Origin of the sequence: Paenibacillus lycopersici (assembly GCF_010119935.1) — a bacterium.
Classification (GTDB): domain Bacteria; phylum Bacillota; class Bacilli; order Paenibacillales; family Paenibacillaceae; genus Paenibacillus_Z; species Paenibacillus_Z lycopersici.
Genome location: NZ_CP048209.1, coordinates 6,079,238 through 6,095,000 on the forward strand (window position 1 = coordinate 6,079,238; position 15,763 = coordinate 6,095,000).

Below are 15,763 nucleotides of genomic sequence, written 5' to 3' on the forward strand. Positions count from 1 at the left end.
CCTCTGCAAAGCCGTCCTGTTCTATCGCCTCGGCACAAAGTGCGATCGCGCCCAACGCTTTCCACATCTACCCAATTCGCGATGCAACGAAACCAACCCTGCTTAAAAATGGAATATTTTTCTTGCCGCAATCTACGCTTGTCCCCTTCATCCCTAACAAAAACACGATCGGCTGCTGTCCCAGCAACCGGTCGTGTTTCGGCCACGCTTGTTATTCGGCGATGCTTATCGTCGATCGCGCCTCGCGGCGCGAACGATACGGCAGCCGCTGCTTCATTCCTTCGGCAGCCGGCTGCGGATCAAGCGGATCTGCCCGCGATGATTGATCTCGTCCTCGAATACATGGAACCACATGAAATACCGGTTCGCTTGTTTACCGTACCAGAATTCCTCCTGCTCGTACAGCCAGCGATCGTCGACCGACCGGAACAGGTCATAGGTGCGGTTCCTGACGGCTTCCAGCTTGCCGAGATAATAATCCAGGTCATGGCCGTTAATTCGCTCCCGGCCGGCGTCGCCCAGGTCGAGCGCGGTTCCCCACTCCGCCAGCTCCTCTTCGTTCAGTCCCCGATCCTCGAACGTCGAGACCTGGTAGGCGTATTCCACGGCCGCGAAATGCAGCAGCAGCGCTCCGATCGAATTGCTGCGCGCATCCAGCAAATAGTCCAGCTGCTGCCGGTTCAGGTGCTGCACCGCTTCCAGCGTCGTATGTCTCGCGTAATTCATCATCGAGAGCAGCCGGCCGACCTGCGGCGCGTAGCCGGGCATATCCGCGATAAGGTAAATCCGATCGCTATCCATCATGGCTCGGTCTCCTCTTCATGAATGTCCTTCCGCAGCAGGATCTCATCCCGGATCGGGATGCCGTTGTCGGCAACGAGAGGGATCTCGGGCTTGATGGCCCTTGCCCGGTCAACGGCATAAGGGAACACTTCAACAAGCCTGTAGCCCCGCTTCTGATAGAATCCGAGGGCATGCAGATTGTCGTTCGTCGTAATCAACCGCATGCAGCGGCAGCCGTTTGCGCATGCTTCCTGCTCCGCGCGCCGCAGCAGAGCCGTCCCGATCCCTTGGTTCTCTTCCACGCTATCGATCGTAATGACTTCGCAGTCTTCGCCGTACATTACATACGTGCACAGTCCGACGATGGCGCCTTCTTCATTCAACGCAAGGAATCCATCCAGCTCGGCGCCATAATAGACGCCGCTAACGCTGACGATTCGGGGGCTTCCCCAGCGTGACAGGAAGAAGCGGTTCAACGCGCTTGCGCCGATCTCTTTCGTCGAGATGATCCGCAATGGAGCACCCACTCCCCGAATATGAACTGACAGCCGAGAAATCCGCTATGCTACTAAACTTAACCTTTTACACGGGAATTTGGAAGCGAAGGATTGATTATAAATCAATTTATCCTGGCAAAGCTTGCTTCCCGAGCACCTCTTTCGCTGCCGTGAGCGCAGCAGCCGCGCGAGGCCACCCGGCATAGAAGGCGAGATGCGTGACGGCTTCCGTCAATTCCTCCGGTGCCAGCCCGTTCTCCATGGCCAAGCGCAGATGATACGGGAGCTGCTCGGTCATCCCTCCCGCCACGAGCGCCGCGACCGTGATCAGGCTGCGGTCCCGCAGCGACAGCTCCTCTCTCCGCCAAGCGTCCCCGAACAGCACTTCCTCCGAGTAGCGGACGAATGCCGGCGCAATGTCGCCGTACGCCTCTCTCGCGCCGGATGCAAGGGAGCGCTGCTCCGCCGGCCGCCCCTCCCTTCCCGTACGCTCAAGCATCTGCGCGATTCCGCTGCCGAACGACCAATCCTCGAATTCCGTATCCACGAGCACGACGAATACGTCTTCCTGCCGCATGGGAAGCCGTTCGGACAATGTACGGGCCAACGTCTCGTACAGCCGCTTCTTCCGGTCCGCCGATCTGCCCGACTTGCACGTCACTTGAATGAACAGGAGTCCGTCGCTTCGTCTCACATCCAAATACGTGCCGCTGTAGTAGAATTCTTCTCGCTTGTGGGCGTGGAACACCTGGAACCAATCGTCCGCCGGCACATGGAAATGCCGAACTAAAGCCTCCATGATCGTTTCGCTGATTCGGGCCAATTGATCGGCATCGTATTGCTGTTCCATATAGCTGACGCGAATGAAAGGCATGCTGGATCACTCCTTGCTTCTGAATGATCTTATTGTACTTCACGCCGTTTCATTTATATAATGGAATAAAATCATCAACTCCATCAATTCTATCGATTAAGGTGACGAAATGGACCTCAAGGAACTAACGGCCTTCCAAACGATCGTGCAAGAAGGCACGTTCTCCCGCGCGGCGGAGAAATTGAACTACGCGCAGTCGACCATCACGAATCAAATCCGGCGGCTCGAGAAGGAGCTTGGCGTGCAGCTCTTCAAGAGGGGCTGGGACGCGCAATTGACCGGCGCCGGCCAGCTGTTCGCGGCAGAGGTGGACAGCCTGCTGCAGCATTGGAACGGCGTCGCCGAGCTGGCCCGGGCGCTGGAGCACGACGAGATCGGCCTGCTGCGCATCGGCGGCATCGAAACCGCGATCGACGCCGTATTGCCCCGCGCGCTGCGCAAATTCGAACGGCAGAAGCCGCGCATGGCCTGCCGGTTCGTCGCGGGCAACACCGATAATTTGACGCAGGCGCTGCTCGACGACGAACTCGATTTTGCCGTCTGCGGCGAGCCTTCCGACCCGGCCGCCTTTTATTTCGAGCCGCTCGGCCGGGAGCGCACCGTCTTCATCGCGGACCGCGAACATCCGCTGCACCGTAGAACCGAGGTTTCCTTCTCCGACCTCCTGAACTACCCGGTCATCGCGGGAGGGAGAACTTGTCTCTACTATTTGCAGCTCATGCAGCAGCTGTCCCGGTATAAGGCGTCTCCGCTGCTGCATACCGTTAGCCGAATCTCCGCCATTCCCTATTTCGTTCAACACACGCATGCCGTCGGCGTCGTGCTGGCATCCACGCCGTTAATTCCGGAGGTCGAGCGGATCGACGCGCAGCTGGAGATGCCGCCCATTCCCATCGGCCTTCTGCAGCTGCGCGGCCGCAGCGAGCCGGCCGAATCATCCATGCGATTATTTCAAAACGCCATCAAGGAGGAATTTCACGTATGACGGATCAACTCGACATTACGACGGACCTTGTACGCGGACTCATCGACAGCCAGTTTCCCGAGTGGGGCCATCTGGCATTAAGACCGGTGGAGCGCAGCGGCCATGACAACCGCACGTTCAGGCTGGGCGGCGAGATGACCGTCCGGCTGCCCAGCCACGAGCGATACGCTTCGGCGGTAGACAAGGAGACGGCTTGGCTGCCTATCTTCCAGCCGCAGCTTACCTTGCCGATTCCCGCTCCGCTCGCGAAGGGGCGGCCGACTGAAGCGTTCCCGCTCCCTTGGTCGGTCAACCGGTGGATCGAGGGCGATACGATCACGCATGCCAACGTCGGCGATTTGAACCAATTGGCGGAGGATCTGGCGGCTTTCCTCCATGAGCTTGAGGCGATCGATGCGGCCGGCGGCGTTCCCGCAGGCGTCCAAAACTTCCACCGCGGCGGCGATTTGTCCGTGTACGATTCGGATACGCGGCTGGTCATCGACAAGCTCTCCGGCATGTATGATGCAAGGCTGCTAGCCGAGATGTGGGAGCTGGCGCTTGCGGCCGACTACGCGTCGGCCCCGGTCTGGGTGCATGGAGACGTGGCCGTCGGGAACTTGCTCGTCAGCGGCGGAAGACTGAGCGGCGTCATCGATTTCGGCACCATGGGCGTGGGCGATCCTTCAAGCGACCTGGTCATGGCCTGGAATTTCTTCGATGCGCCAAGCCGACAACGGTTCCTGGACTGTATGGGTTTGGGCGAGAATACGACCCGCCGTGCACGCGGCTGGGCGTTGTGGAAGGCCTTGATCACCTACGATTGGAATCCTCAAGGTTCGGAGGCGGCCAATTGGGGCAAGCGCGTGATCGATGTCATTATCGAGGATTATAAGCGTTTATAAACTCACCTGATCCCGCAAGGAGGCAGCAGATGGTACAAGTGACGTACAGGAAACTCGTTCTTGATGATTGCGATCGAATCAAGGAGATGAATCCATCGCAATTCATCGAGCGGGCATGGAGAGAAGTGGACGGCGTACGCCGTCTTGTCGATATTCATTACCTGGATCCCGATTGGCCCGAAGGATACGAGAGTCATTTCAACCGACTGCGCGCGACGGTAGCTAATGAAGGCGAAGCGGCTGGCGCATTCGATGCGGACGGCCGATTAATCGGATTCGCAGCCGTGAATCGCGAGCCGTTTGGCGGGCAGCATGCCTACGTTCTGCTCGATCAGCTCTTCGTCTCGCTCGAGCGCCGCAATCAAGGAATCGGCAAGCGGCTGTTTGCGTCCGCCGCCGATATCGCCCGGGCTTGGCAGGCGGATAAACTATATATTTGCGCAGGGTCCGCCGAGGAAACCATCGCGTTCTATAGGGCGATCGGCTGCACCGAAGCCGCAGAGCTCAATCAGGCCTTATACGACAATGACCCAAGGGATTATCAATTGGAGTTTCAATTGTAAGGCAGCTGCCCCCGGCATCATCGTAACGAGCGCTTATACGTTTGAACTATTTCGTTTATCCATAATATGTATTTCCGCAATTCGTCCGTCTGGATTAGGATTTCATTAACGATGAATTCCGAACCAAGGGGTGACGGCGATGTCCAAGAAAATCATAGGCGTGCTCGAAGGCGACTTTATCGGGCCAGAAATCATGCAAGAAGCTGTCAAAATCTTAAAGAAAGCGGCCGCGCTCTACAATCATGCAGTCGAAATCGTTCCTCTGGAAGCAAGCGGAACGGCATATGACCGATACGGCTGCCATCTCCCGCCGTCCACCTTGGCGCTAGCCGGGCAATGCCACGCGCTGCTCAAAGGGCCGTTCGGCGGGCCGCCGGAGGAATTGCATCATCCGAAGTGGTCGGGCGTGGAACAAGGCGCCATCCTGCCTCTTCGCAAGCATTTTCGCCTGTATGCCAACCTCAGGGAGACGAAGGTTTGGGAGCCGCTGATGCATCTGTCCCCGGTCAAGGAACGGATCGTTCGTAACGTCGATGTGTTGATCGTGCGTGAACTGACGTCCGGCATTTACTTCGGCGAGAAGAAGGAGCGAATGCTGAATAACGAGCGCGTATTCGCGGATACGGAGGCTTACTCGGAGTCGGAGATACGAAGGATCGCGATCAAAGCATTCGAACTCGCATCGAAACGCAAGCGGAAAGTGACATTAGTCGCGAAGTCGAACGTATTGAAAAGCAGCGTGCTGTGGAGAGAAGTCGTCAATCAGGTCGCCGCTTCCTACCCCGGCATCGAGAACGACTATATGCATGTCGATCATGCGGCCATGCAGTTAATCATGAATCCCCGGCAGTTCGACGTGATTCTGACGAGCAACCTCTTCGGCGATATTCTATCCGACGAAGCCTCCGTATTGCAGGGCTCCATCGGGTTGTTCCCGTCGGCAAGCCTCGGAGATTCCGCCTTCGGGCTGTACGAACCGATTCATGGCTCCGCGCCAAGCATCGCCGGGCGGAATATCGCCAATCCGATCAGCGCGATCCTATGCATCGCCTTGATGTTCAACCACACCTTTCATTGCGTAACCGAAGCCGCGCGTATTGAGCGCGCAGTCAGACGAACGCTGGAATCGGGCTTCCGTACCCGGGACATCTTCACCGGCGAAGACGATCCTCGCCTGCTGCTCGGAACAAGCGAGATGGGCGATCGGATCGCCGGCATGCTCGATCGAGGAGATTAGGGGCGCCGGCCCCTTATCGCCATCCGCGGTGTAACGATGCTTGCCGCGGGCACTCTGATCGGGCATCGGATGTATCTTTCGATTGCCTGCAAGCGTGGACGCCGTTTTCTTCGTAGTGGACCAACTCGTAGTCATTGGCGTCTGTCTGTAAGCGTCCGGACATGCGGGCATAAGAAAGAGGCGGCCATGCAAGCCGCCTCCCTTCCCTTATGCGTTCCCGGTCTAGCCGAGAACCGCTTCGATGAATTGCTCCAACGAAGCCGTACCGGCGATGTTCTTATTGCAGATTTCGCCGTTCGCGCAAATATAGTTGCCGACCGTCTTGTAATAGTCGGGCGACGCGTTCGCGGGCTTCTTCTTGAAGTTCGCCGAGAACAACACCACGTCTTCCAGACGGTTGCATGCGAAGCAATAGCTCTTCTTGCTGCTCGCCGTGAACCGGCCTTCCAAGCCGACGAACCCGTCGCCTGCCGGGTACACGAGGAACATTTTATTGGTCGCGATATCGGTCCAGCTCAGGTAAGATACGCGGCGGAAATCGATTTGCGCGAGATCGGGCAGCTTCAGCTTCTTGTTCTTCGGGAACAGCCCTTGGATCTGCTTGCCCGTAATCGGCGGGTACGCGATCCGGTACGGCTCGAGCCCTCGCATATACTGCTGGACGTCTTCGGCCGACTTCACATCCGCGATCGATTCCAGTATCGTTCTCCGATGATCCGTTACGTCCGGGAACAAATCCACCGCCTTGGCCTGCGCGTCCGATCGGACGGATGCCACGATTTTGGGATCGCCGACCGTTCGAAGCGCATGCAGCACGTAGTCTGCCTGCTTCTGAATAAAGTTATAGTCATGATTTCTAATAAATGGTTGATCGCACATGGACGTCAGCTCCTTATTGGTATAGTGGTTCCATCCATAAGGGCAAAGCCATCTATTAGAAAACGATCGTTGCGTTCTATGCTGCCGGCGATAGGAATTGGCCAGCCCATGCAAAGTATCGCCCCCTAATCAGGCTTTGCATAGCGCCGTTCCAATCCGGCAATCTCTGACTGCCATCCGTATCACCCTCCTCTTCCGGGAATGCAACCATTATACCTTATCCGGCAGCCCGCCGCATCGATTTTCCGGCTGAATCCTGCTTCATTCGCCGTCTGCGGCGCGGGTTCCCGTTCTCGAAGCTAACGATAAAGCCGCAGGCCGGTTGCCCGAGCAACGAACCTGCGGCTTATCGTTTCACGCGCGGCTGCGCATCTTAACCCTGCAATTCCGCCGACCAGAAGTGCTCCGGCCGCCAGTTCAGCGTTTCCTTCGCGAGCCGATTGCTGAACAGCGGCTCCCGCCCTGTCATCTCCGACCGCAAATCGGTCACCTCCGGGTAGCATTCCCGGAGCAGCTCGGACGTATCGAACGCGCTGAGCGTATCGTCGCCGGTAATGTTCAGCGCGATCGCGCCGTCCACGTCCGCATGGAGCGATGCGATGCATGCGCTGACGGCATCGCGGATATCGATATAGCTCCACAGGATTTTGGCAAAATCCGCCTTGCTGCCGATGCTGTCCTTCATCCGCTCGTATTCATCCGGCGCCGCGATCAGCGAGAAACGCAGGCTGACGACCTGCATCCCGTTCCTGCGGTGGAACATCTCCGCCGTAAGCTCGTTCAACGTCTTCGACAGCCCGTAGCCTTCCTGGGCAAGATGCGGATGCGCCTCGTCGATCGGGAAATAGTTCGGCGCGAACGGCTCAAGCGCCCAAGCGAACCCGTAGCTCGACGTGCTGGAGCCCATGACGACCCTTCGAATGCCGAGCATGGACGCGGCTTCCAGAATATTAAACCCGCCCACGACGTTATTGGTGAAGATCGTCTGATGCGGAAATCCGTTCGGCGACGGAATCGCGGCCAAATGAATGATGGCGTCCGCGCCCTGCAGCGCGCCCGCCACTTGGCCGAAATCATTCATATCGACGACGATTTGCCGGCAGGGGAGGCCTGCCGCCTGCTTCTGGTCCAGCGAGATAACGCGATATTGCTGGCGGACAAGCTCGCGTATGACGTACTGGCCGAGCTTGCCGCTTCCTCCGGTGACCGCTATCGTTTGCATGTTGTGGGATCCACTCCTTCGTTTATGTTTATGTTCACGGTCTTGTCCAATTCGGCCATTAAGCGGATCAAGGCCGTACCAGCGTGCCGTCCGCTTTGCGGTCGAGCGTATACGGCTGGTGGTAGCTCTTGCGGTTCCAATCGTCGCCGGTCAGCAGCAGCGCCTTCTCCTCGTCGAAGTCGAGACCGAGTCCCGGCTTGCCGGACACGTACAGATAGCCTCCCCTGCGCTCGACGAGCCCCGGGAACGCCTCGCGTTCTTCCGCCGTGAAATGATTGATCTCCTGGATGCCGAAGTTCCAGACGGCCATGTCCAGATGAACCGCCGCCGCCTGATTGACGGGATCGTTCTCCCCGCCCTCCTGCCAAGCGGTGCGGACGCCGAACGCCTCCGCGAGCGTCGCGATTTTGCGTCCCGCGCTAATGCCCCCGACCTTGGAAATCCGCACCCGGATAAAATCGATCAGCCGCTCCGTGATCAGCGTCGTCCACTCCTGCGGGTTCGTGAACAGCTCCCCGACCGCCTGCGGGGTCGCGCTCTGCTGGCGCAGCTGGCGATACCAGGCAAGCTGCTCGGGCGGCAGCACGTCCTCCAGGAAGAACAGATCGTACGGCTCGAGACGCTTCGACAGCTTGATGGCGTTAATCGGCGAGAGATGCTCGTGCACGTCATGCGTAAACTGCACGTCCGATCCGAAAGCGACCCGCAGCTGCTCGAACATCGCGGGAATCGCCTGCACGTAGGCGTGCTCGTCGAAGACCGCTTCTTTCGCCCATGCGCCTTCCGGTACATTCGCCTGGCCGCGCGGGATGAACCCGCCGCCGCCGTAACCGCCGAGCTGTGCGCGGATGACCGTGTATCCTTGCTCCAGGTAGCGCTGCACTTCTTCTTTCAGCTCCGCGATATCGCGTCCGCCCGCGTGCCCGTAGCATGGAACGGCCGCGCGGCATGCGCCGCCGAGCAGCGCATAGATCGGCAGCCCCGCCTCTTTGCCTTTAATATCCCACAGCGCGACATCGATGCCGCCGATCGCGGTCTGCAGGATCGACCCGTTCCGCCAGTATGAGCTGAGCTGCATCGTCTGCCACATATCTTCGATGTTCCCGGTATCCCTGCCGATCAGCTGCGGCGCGAGCAGCTGCTCGATGACCTGCACGACCGCCTCCGGGTTATAACAGTCGTTCGCCGAACCGATGCCGTACAGCCCATCCTGATCCGTCATCACTTTCACGATGGTCCACGTGCCGTTTTTTCGCGTGCGGATGCATTTGATCCCCGTGATTTTCGCCATTCGTATGCACCTCTTCCCCCAGAATAATCAACCGAAGCACGATCATGCCGCTGACGATCGACTGTGAATACCTTTCGTCGTTCCTTGCGTAATTCCTCTTCCCGGGCGGCCGAAGTTCTCCGCACCCGGCATGAAGCCAGCGATAGAGACAGCGAAGCCGCCCCTCGTCGGCTCGCCGAAGCTTCGCGAGGACGGGGCGGCTTGTTCTGTTCCTGATCACGCCGATTACCGGCGAATCCTTACTTGTTCGATTGCGTAGCCAGATAAGCGTCGATTTGCTTTTGCGTTTCCGCCAAAATCTTATCGAGTCCGTTGTTCTTCTGCTTCTCGATATACGCGTTCACTTCTTTGTCCGGATCCTTGACGATGCCGAATTCCATCGGTTTGCTCGTCTCGTCCGACGCTTGATCGCGTTTGGCAAGCTCGTTCTTCATTTTGTCCTCGGCGATGAACAGGCCGTCTACCGGGGAGTTCACATTCTCCGGCTCAGCGGCGAATTCCGCTTCGTGCACCCAGAAGTCTTTCGGATACGTCGAGGTCGGACGCATGAATTGCGGCTTCCAGAACGCCCATTGGCCGCCCCACTCCATGTAGTTGCTCGTCGTCGTGTCCATGCCGTCCGGATAAATCGCCGTTTCGCCGTCCAAGGCATACGTCTTGCCTTCGATGCCGTATTGCAGCAAATCGTACAACTTCTGATCCGTCTCGACCAGATCAAGGAAGCGAAGGACGCGGTCGGCGTGCTTGGAGTTGCGGTTAATGGCCACGACGTTCGCCAGCGGCGTACGGTTGACCTGCTTCTTGTCCGGATAGAGCAAGGAGAACTCGGCTTTGAAGGACGGGTCGGAGAAGCCGGGATCCGCGTTCGCCCATTCATGCGACGTTTGCGTCAGAAGCGTCTTGCCGTTGCGCCATTCGGCGGCGCCGTCTTCCTTGTCGATCATCGCATCGCGGTTGATGAGCTTGTCGTCGTACCACGACTTGGCGCGCTTGACCGCTTCCAGGTAGAACGGCTGCTGCTCGACCGGCTGCACGGTCAGCTTCGGATCGTTCAGGTAGAAACCGAGGCCGTGGAAGTTGAGGTCGACCCACTCGTCGCGGATCATATAGATCGGCAGCGGCGTCGAACGGTACAGCTTCTCGTTCGGATACGCTTGCTTCAACTGATGGAGGAGGCTGTCGACGTCATCGATCGTCTTGATGGAATCCTTCGCGACCGGGATGCCCGCCTTCTCCGTCAGATCGGAGCGCCATCCGGCGTACAGCCGCTGATTCATCTTCATCGTCCATGGCAGGCCGACGATTTGGCCGTTGACCGTCGCCGCGGACAGCGTGCCTTGCTCTTGATATTTGCTGTACAGATTCGGCGCGAATTTCGGAAGCAGCTCGTTCAGCGACATGTAGGAGCCCTTCGCCGCCATTTGCTTATAGGACAGCCAGTCGCCGTCGAAATTCATATCCCAATTATCGCCGGAAGCAGCCATAACGAGCATTTTGTCCTTGAAGTCGGTGAACGGGATGAAATTAATGTTGAACTTCACGTTCAAGCCCTTGCTCTTGACGTAGTCGCTGATTGCGGACCATACCTCGTCGGTCGCCGCCTTCTTGTCGCCGCCAAAATAAAACTTGAGCGTCACTTCCTCCTCCTTGGCCGCGTTGCCGCCGTCGTTCGTTCCGGCGCTGCTCGTATTCCCGCTATTGCTTGCATTGCCGGCATTGCTTGTACCGCCGCCGTTGCCGCTGCCGCCATTATTGCCGCCGCATGCCGCCAGCATCGCCGAGAACAGCATCATGCCGGTGAGCAGCATCGGAATTCTTGCTTTTCTTTGCCTCATGTAAATCCTCTCCCCTAATGAGTTGATTATATCGCTATACAGCCGAAGCCGGTATAGTCAGCCCTTCACCGCGCCGACCATCAGTCCCTTGACGAAATACCGCTGCAGGAACGGATACAGGAAGACGATCGGGCCGATGGTGACGACGGTCAGCGCCATCTTCATCGATTCGGACGGAATTTGCGGCATAATGCGCTGCATCGCCGCCGCGTTGCTGGTGTTGCGCAGGAAATCCACGTTCGATATGAGCGTTCGCAGCAGCAGCTGGAGCGGTTGCAGCTCCTGCTTATCCACGAACATCAAGCTGAGGAACCAGTCGTTCCAATAGCCGAGTGCCGAGAACAAGCCGATCGTCGCCAGCACGGGAACGGACAACGGCGTAATGAGCTGGGAGAAAATGCGAAACTCGCTGGCCCCGTCCATTTTGGCGGATTCGTACAGATCCTCCGGGATCGATTGCATGAAGTTGCGGATGAGGAACATGTTGAACGCGTTCGCCATCGGAGGCAGAATCATCGCCCAGAGCGTATCCTTCAAATGCAGGTAATGCACGCAAATGATGTACCACGGTACAAGACCGCCGCTGAACAGCATCGTCAGAATCACGTAGACGGACAGGATATTGCGGTATTTGAACGACCGCCTTGCCATGACGTAAGCGCCCATGCTGTTGACGATCAGGGAGAGAATCGTCCCTACGACCGTGACAAGAATGCTGATGCCGTAAGCATCCACGATCCGGTTGGAGCCCAGAATCAGAATCCGGTAGGAATCGAGGGTAATATGTCTGGGAATAAGCGCATAGCCGTAGTTCACGATGTCATTCTCCGTGCTGAGCGACCCCGAGATGACCATCACGAACGGGAGCAGGCAGCCCAAGCTGAATAATCCGATGACGAGCATGATGAACGCTTGGCTGAACGAAAATCTCTTGGCAACCATCGGTCGGTGCCTCCTTGCTTGTAAGATGTGGTCGGGCGTGGAGCTATGTGCGCGCCGCTGTGCGCGGCGATAGCAGCCGCCTCTGCTTCAAACCTTCGCGAAGAAGGCTTAGAAAATCGCGGAATCCCTGTCTACCTTGCGCGCCGCATAGTTGCTGGCGATAATGAGCACGAACGATACGATCGACTGCAGGAAGCCCGCTGCGGAAGCCATCCCGATATCGCCGGACTTGCGCAAGCTCCGGTACACCAGCGTGTCGATGACGTCCGTCGTCGGATACAGCATCGAAGCATCCCCGACCATTGCGTAGAACATGCCGAAATCCGCATTCATGATTCGTCCGATCGCCAGCAGCGTCAGAATGATGATCGTCGGCTTCAGCATCGGAAGGCTGATGTAGCGCATCTGCTGCCAGCGGGTAGCGCCGTCGATCGACGCCGCCTCATAATACGAGCTATCGATCGACGTCAGTGCGGCCAAGTACACGATCGTGCCGTAGCCCGTCATTTTCCAGCGCACCGCAATCGTCAGAATAACCGGCCACCAGCTGGCCTTGTTATAGAAGTCGACGCTCTCGAGCCCGAACCATTCGAATACCCGGTTGAGCGCGCCGTTCTCGAAGTTCAGCAGGTTGTACGCGAACACGCCGACGACAATCCAGGAAATAAAGAACGGCAGGAACGTGAGCGATTGCGTGATCCGTTTGAAATATTTGTTCCGCAGCTCGTTCAGCATCAGCGCGAAACCGACTTCGAAGACGAGGCCGACGAAGATGAACAAGGCATTGAGCAACAACGTGTTGCGAATCGCCCGGTACGCCGCATCCGAGGAAAGCAGGTAATCGAAATTGTCGAGCAGCGGGTGCATCCAATCGCTGCCCCAGATCCCTTTGGTAAAGTCGAAGTTCTTGAACGGAATGACCAGCCCCGACAAAGGCAAGTAATTGAACAGGAAGAGCAGCGTCGCGACGGGCAGAAACATGAGCAGCAATTGGCGGTTCCGCACGAGCTCGCGAAGGACTCCGTTACGTTTCATGAGCCTATTCTCCTTCTCTTTCGTGATACCTTAATGATAAGGGAGCGGCTCCGTCGGTTCTATGAGCGGATCTTATCCTTTGCGGTACAGGATTGGCCTATTCCGGGAGCTGCTATGAAAGCGCTTCCGGTAATGAAAATCAAAAAGGGCCGTCCCGTTCGTCACGTTCATGACGATGGACAGCCCTCAAATAAAAAACCTCCCGGCGGGAGGGGATTTTCACTAGTGCGCGTTGCACCCTGAAAACTGGATACGAACCTTTGCGAAGGTCTTTCATTAGCTGATGATGAGCATGCTTTTGGATAAGCCCTCGACCGATTAGTATTCGTCAGCTCCACGCATTGCTGCGCTTCCACCTCGAACCTATCAACCTCGTCGTCTTCAAGGGGTCTTACATACTGGGAAATCTCATCTTGAGGGGGGCTTCACGCTTAGATGCTTTCAGCGCTTATCCCGTCCGCACTTGGCTACCCAGCGGTGCTCCTGGCGGAACAACTGGTACACCAGCGGTGCGTCCATCCCGGTCCTCTCGTACTAAGGACAGCTCCTCTCAAATTTCCTACGCCCACGACAGATAGGGACCGAACTGTCTCACGACGTTCTGAACCCAGCTCGCGTACCGCTTTAATGGGCGAACAGCCCAACCCTTGGGACCTACTTCAGCCCCAGGATGCGATGAGCCGACATCGAGGTGCCAAACCTCCCCGTCGATGTGGACTCTTGGGGGAGATAAGCCTGTTATCCCCAGGGTAGCTTTTATCCGTTGAGCGATGGCCCTTCCATGCGGTACCACCGGATCACTAAGCCCGACTTTCGTCCCTGCTCGACTTGTAGGTCTCGCAGTCAAGCTCCCTTATGCCTTTGCACGCTACGAATGATTTCCAACCATTCTGAGGGAACCTTTGGGCGCCTCCGTTACATTTTAGGAGGCGACCGCCCCAGTCAAACTGCCCACCTGACACGGTCCCTGTACCGGATCACGGTACCAGGTTAGAACTCCGATACGATCAGGGTGGTATCCCAACGATGCCTCCACCGAAGCTGGCGCTCCGGCTTCCTAGGCTCCCACCTATCCTGTACAGATCGTACCAAAGTCCAATATCAAGCTGCAGTAAAGCTCCATGGGGTCTTTCCGTCTTGTCGCGGGTAACCTGCATCTTCACAGGTATTAAAATTTCACCGGATCTCTCGTTGAGACAGCGCCCAAGTCGTTACGCCATTCGTGCGGGTCAGAATTTACCTGACAAGGAATTTCGCTACCTTAGGACCGTTATAGTTACGGCCGCCGTTTACTGGGGCTTCGGTTCATAGCTTCGGGTTGCCCCTAACCACTCCCCTTAACCTTCCAGCACCGGGCAGGCGTCAGCCCGTATACTTCGCCTTACGGCTTCGCACAGACCTGTGTTTTTGCTAAACAGTCGCTTGGGCCTTTTCACTGCGGCCCCCTCGGGCTATTCACCCTACCGAGGCACCCCTTCTCCCGAAGTTACGGGGTCATTTTGCCGAGTTCCTTAACGAGAGTTCTTCCGAGCGCCTTAGCATACTCTGCTCGCCTACCTGTGTCGGTTTGCGGTACGGGCACCTTCGCCTGGCTAGAGGCTTTTCTTGGCAGCCTGAACGCATGACCTTCGCTACTGCAATTTTCGCTCCCCATCACAGCCCAGCCTTACGATGCGCGGATTTGCCTACGCATCAGCCTCACTGCTTGGACGGGCATCCATCAGCCCGCGTCACTATCCTTCTGCGTCACCCCATTGCTCGTAACGGCTTACGGTGGTACAGGAATATCAACCTGTTGTCCTTCGACTACGCCTTTCGGCCTCGCCTTAGGTCCCGACTTACCCTGAGCGGACGAACCTTCCTCAGGAACCCTTAGGCTTACGGCGGACAAGATTCTCACTTGTCTTTTCGTTACTCATACCGGCATTCTCACTTGAATGCGCTCCACCAGTCCTTACGGTCTGACTTCAACGTACATTCAACGCTCCCCTACCCCTGATGCAAAGCATCAAGCCATAGCTTCGGTGGTGTGTTTAGCCCCGTTACATTTTCGGCGCAGAGTCACTCGACCAGTGAGCTATTACGCACTCTTTAAATGGTGGCTGCTTCTAAGCCAACATCCTGGTTGTCTTTGCAACTCCACATCCTTTCCCACTTAACACACACTTGGGGACCTTAGCTGATGGTCTGGGCTGTTTCCCTCTTGACAATGGATCTTAGCACTCACTGTCTGACTCCCGGTTATAAGTACATGGCATTCGGAGTTTGACTGGACTTGGTAACCCTTGGCGGGCCCCGCACCCAATCAGTGCTCTACCTCCACGACTCTTGACACCGAGGCTAGCCCTAAAGCTATTTCGGGGAGAACCAGCTATCTCCGAGTTCGATTGGAATTTCTCCGCTACCCCCACCTCATCCCCGAATTTTTCAACATTCGTGGGTTCGGGCCTCCAGTGCGTGTTACCGCACCTTCACCCTGGACAGGGGTAGATCACACGGTTTCGGGTCTACGTCCACAAACTATGTCGCCCTATTCAGACTCGCTTTCGCTGCGGCTCCGGCTCTTCACCTTAACCTTGCTTGGGAACGTAACTCGCCGGTTCATTCTACAAAAGGCACGCCATCACCCCTATATTGGGCTCTGACTTCTTGTAAGCGCACGGTTTCAGGTTCTGTTTCACTCCGCTTCCGCGGTGCTTTTCACCTTTCCCTCACGGTACTGCTTCGCTATCGGTC

13 protein-coding genes, 1 rRNA gene and 1 pseudogene (1 of these 15 only partly in view) are annotated in these 15,763 nt (G+C 57.2%); 4 read left to right on the forward strand and 11 right to left on the reverse strand.

All coding sequences use genetic code 11. The features are described 5' to 3' along the window. Positions 1-273: 273 nt before the first annotated feature. The 4 genes and pseudogenes from GXP70_RS26645 to GXP70_RS26655 all read right to left on the reverse strand — a co-directional run. The gene (locus GXP70_RS26645; RefSeq protein ID WP_162359611.1) at positions 274-804 is read right to left on the reverse strand and encodes a DinB family protein; all 531 of its coding nucleotides are present in this window, start codon (positions 802-804) and stop codon (positions 274-276) included. After that, complete coding sequence (locus GXP70_RS26650; protein WP_162359612.1) at positions 801-1,298, reverse strand: GNAT family N-acetyltransferase; 498 nt, start codon at positions 1,296-1,298, stop codon at positions 801-803. The genes GXP70_RS26645 and GXP70_RS26650 overlap by 4 nt, the downstream gene beginning before the upstream one ends. A gap of 109 nt (positions 1,299-1,407) precedes the next feature. Then, entirely contained in the window at positions 1,408-1,779 is a 372-nt protein-coding gene (locus GXP70_RS29645) for a carboxymuconolactone decarboxylase family protein (protein WP_192043511.1), read from the reverse strand. Between the two features lie 75 nt (positions 1,780-1,854). Continuing rightward, positions 1,855-2,154: pseudogene (locus GXP70_RS26655) on the reverse strand (tautomerase family protein); the annotation flags it as partial. A gap of 109 nt (positions 2,155-2,263) precedes the next feature. Here GXP70_RS26655 and GXP70_RS26660 point away from each other — a divergent pair. From GXP70_RS26660 to leuB, 4 genes are all read left to right on the forward strand, one after another. Then, positions 2,264-3,139 carry a LysR family transcriptional regulator gene (locus tag GXP70_RS26660; protein ID WP_162359613.1) on the forward strand — a complete coding sequence of 292 codons (876 nt, stop codon included), beginning with the start codon at positions 2,264-2,266 and terminating at the stop codon, positions 3,137-3,139. After that, positions 3,136-4,023 carry an aminoglycoside phosphotransferase family protein gene (locus GXP70_RS26665; protein ID WP_162359614.1) on the forward strand — a complete coding sequence of 296 codons (888 nt, stop codon included), beginning with the start codon at positions 3,136-3,138 and terminating at the stop codon, positions 4,021-4,023. The genes GXP70_RS26660 and GXP70_RS26665 overlap by 4 nt, the downstream gene beginning before the upstream one ends. 29 nt (positions 4,024-4,052) lie before the next feature. Continuing rightward, positions 4,053-4,586, forward strand: coding sequence for a GNAT family N-acetyltransferase (locus GXP70_RS26670; RefSeq protein WP_162359615.1), 534 nt, complete (start codon positions 4,053-4,055; stop codon positions 4,584-4,586). A 139-nt stretch (positions 4,587-4,725) separates the two neighbouring features. Next, a complete protein-coding gene (gene leuB, locus GXP70_RS26675; protein WP_162359616.1) occupies positions 4,726-5,823 on the forward strand; it encodes a 3-isopropylmalate dehydrogenase in 1,098 nt (365 codons plus the stop codon). 222 nt (positions 5,824-6,045) lie between these two features. Here the strand turns inward: leuB and GXP70_RS26680 are convergent, their stop codons facing one another. From GXP70_RS26680 to GXP70_RS26710, 7 genes are all read right to left on the reverse strand, one after another. After that, positions 6,046-6,702, reverse strand: a complete 657-nt coding sequence (locus tag GXP70_RS26680; RefSeq protein WP_162359617.1) for a FusB/FusC family EF-G-binding protein — start codon at positions 6,700-6,702, stop codon at positions 6,046-6,048. A 373-nt stretch (positions 6,703-7,075) separates the two neighbouring features. Further along, a complete protein-coding gene (locus GXP70_RS26685) occupies positions 7,076-7,924 on the reverse strand; it encodes an NAD-dependent epimerase/dehydratase family protein (protein ID WP_162359618.1) in 849 nt (282 codons plus the stop codon). Between the two features lie 67 nt (positions 7,925-7,991). Then, positions 7,992-9,215 carry an enolase C-terminal domain-like protein gene (locus GXP70_RS26690; RefSeq protein WP_162359619.1) on the reverse strand — a complete coding sequence of 408 codons (1,224 nt, stop codon included), beginning with the start codon at positions 9,213-9,215 and terminating at the stop codon, positions 7,992-7,994. 239 nt (positions 9,216-9,454) lie between these two features. Next, positions 9,455-11,050, reverse strand: a complete 1,596-nt coding sequence (locus GXP70_RS26695) for a DUF3502 domain-containing protein (protein ID WP_162359620.1) — start codon at positions 11,048-11,050, stop codon at positions 9,455-9,457. A 57-nt stretch (positions 11,051-11,107) separates the two neighbouring features. After that, positions 11,108-11,992: a carbohydrate ABC transporter permease gene (locus GXP70_RS26700; protein ID WP_162359621.1), complete on the reverse strand. Its 885-nt coding sequence runs from the start codon at positions 11,990-11,992 to the stop codon at positions 11,108-11,110. A gap of 108 nt (positions 11,993-12,100) precedes the next feature. After that, a complete protein-coding gene (locus tag GXP70_RS26705) occupies positions 12,101-13,027 on the reverse strand; it encodes an ABC transporter permease (RefSeq protein ID WP_162359622.1) in 927 nt (308 codons plus the stop codon). Positions 13,028-13,325: 298 nt separating this feature from the next. Further along, a 23S ribosomal RNA gene (locus GXP70_RS26710) occupies positions 13,326-15,763 on the reverse strand (it continues 488 nt past the right edge of the window).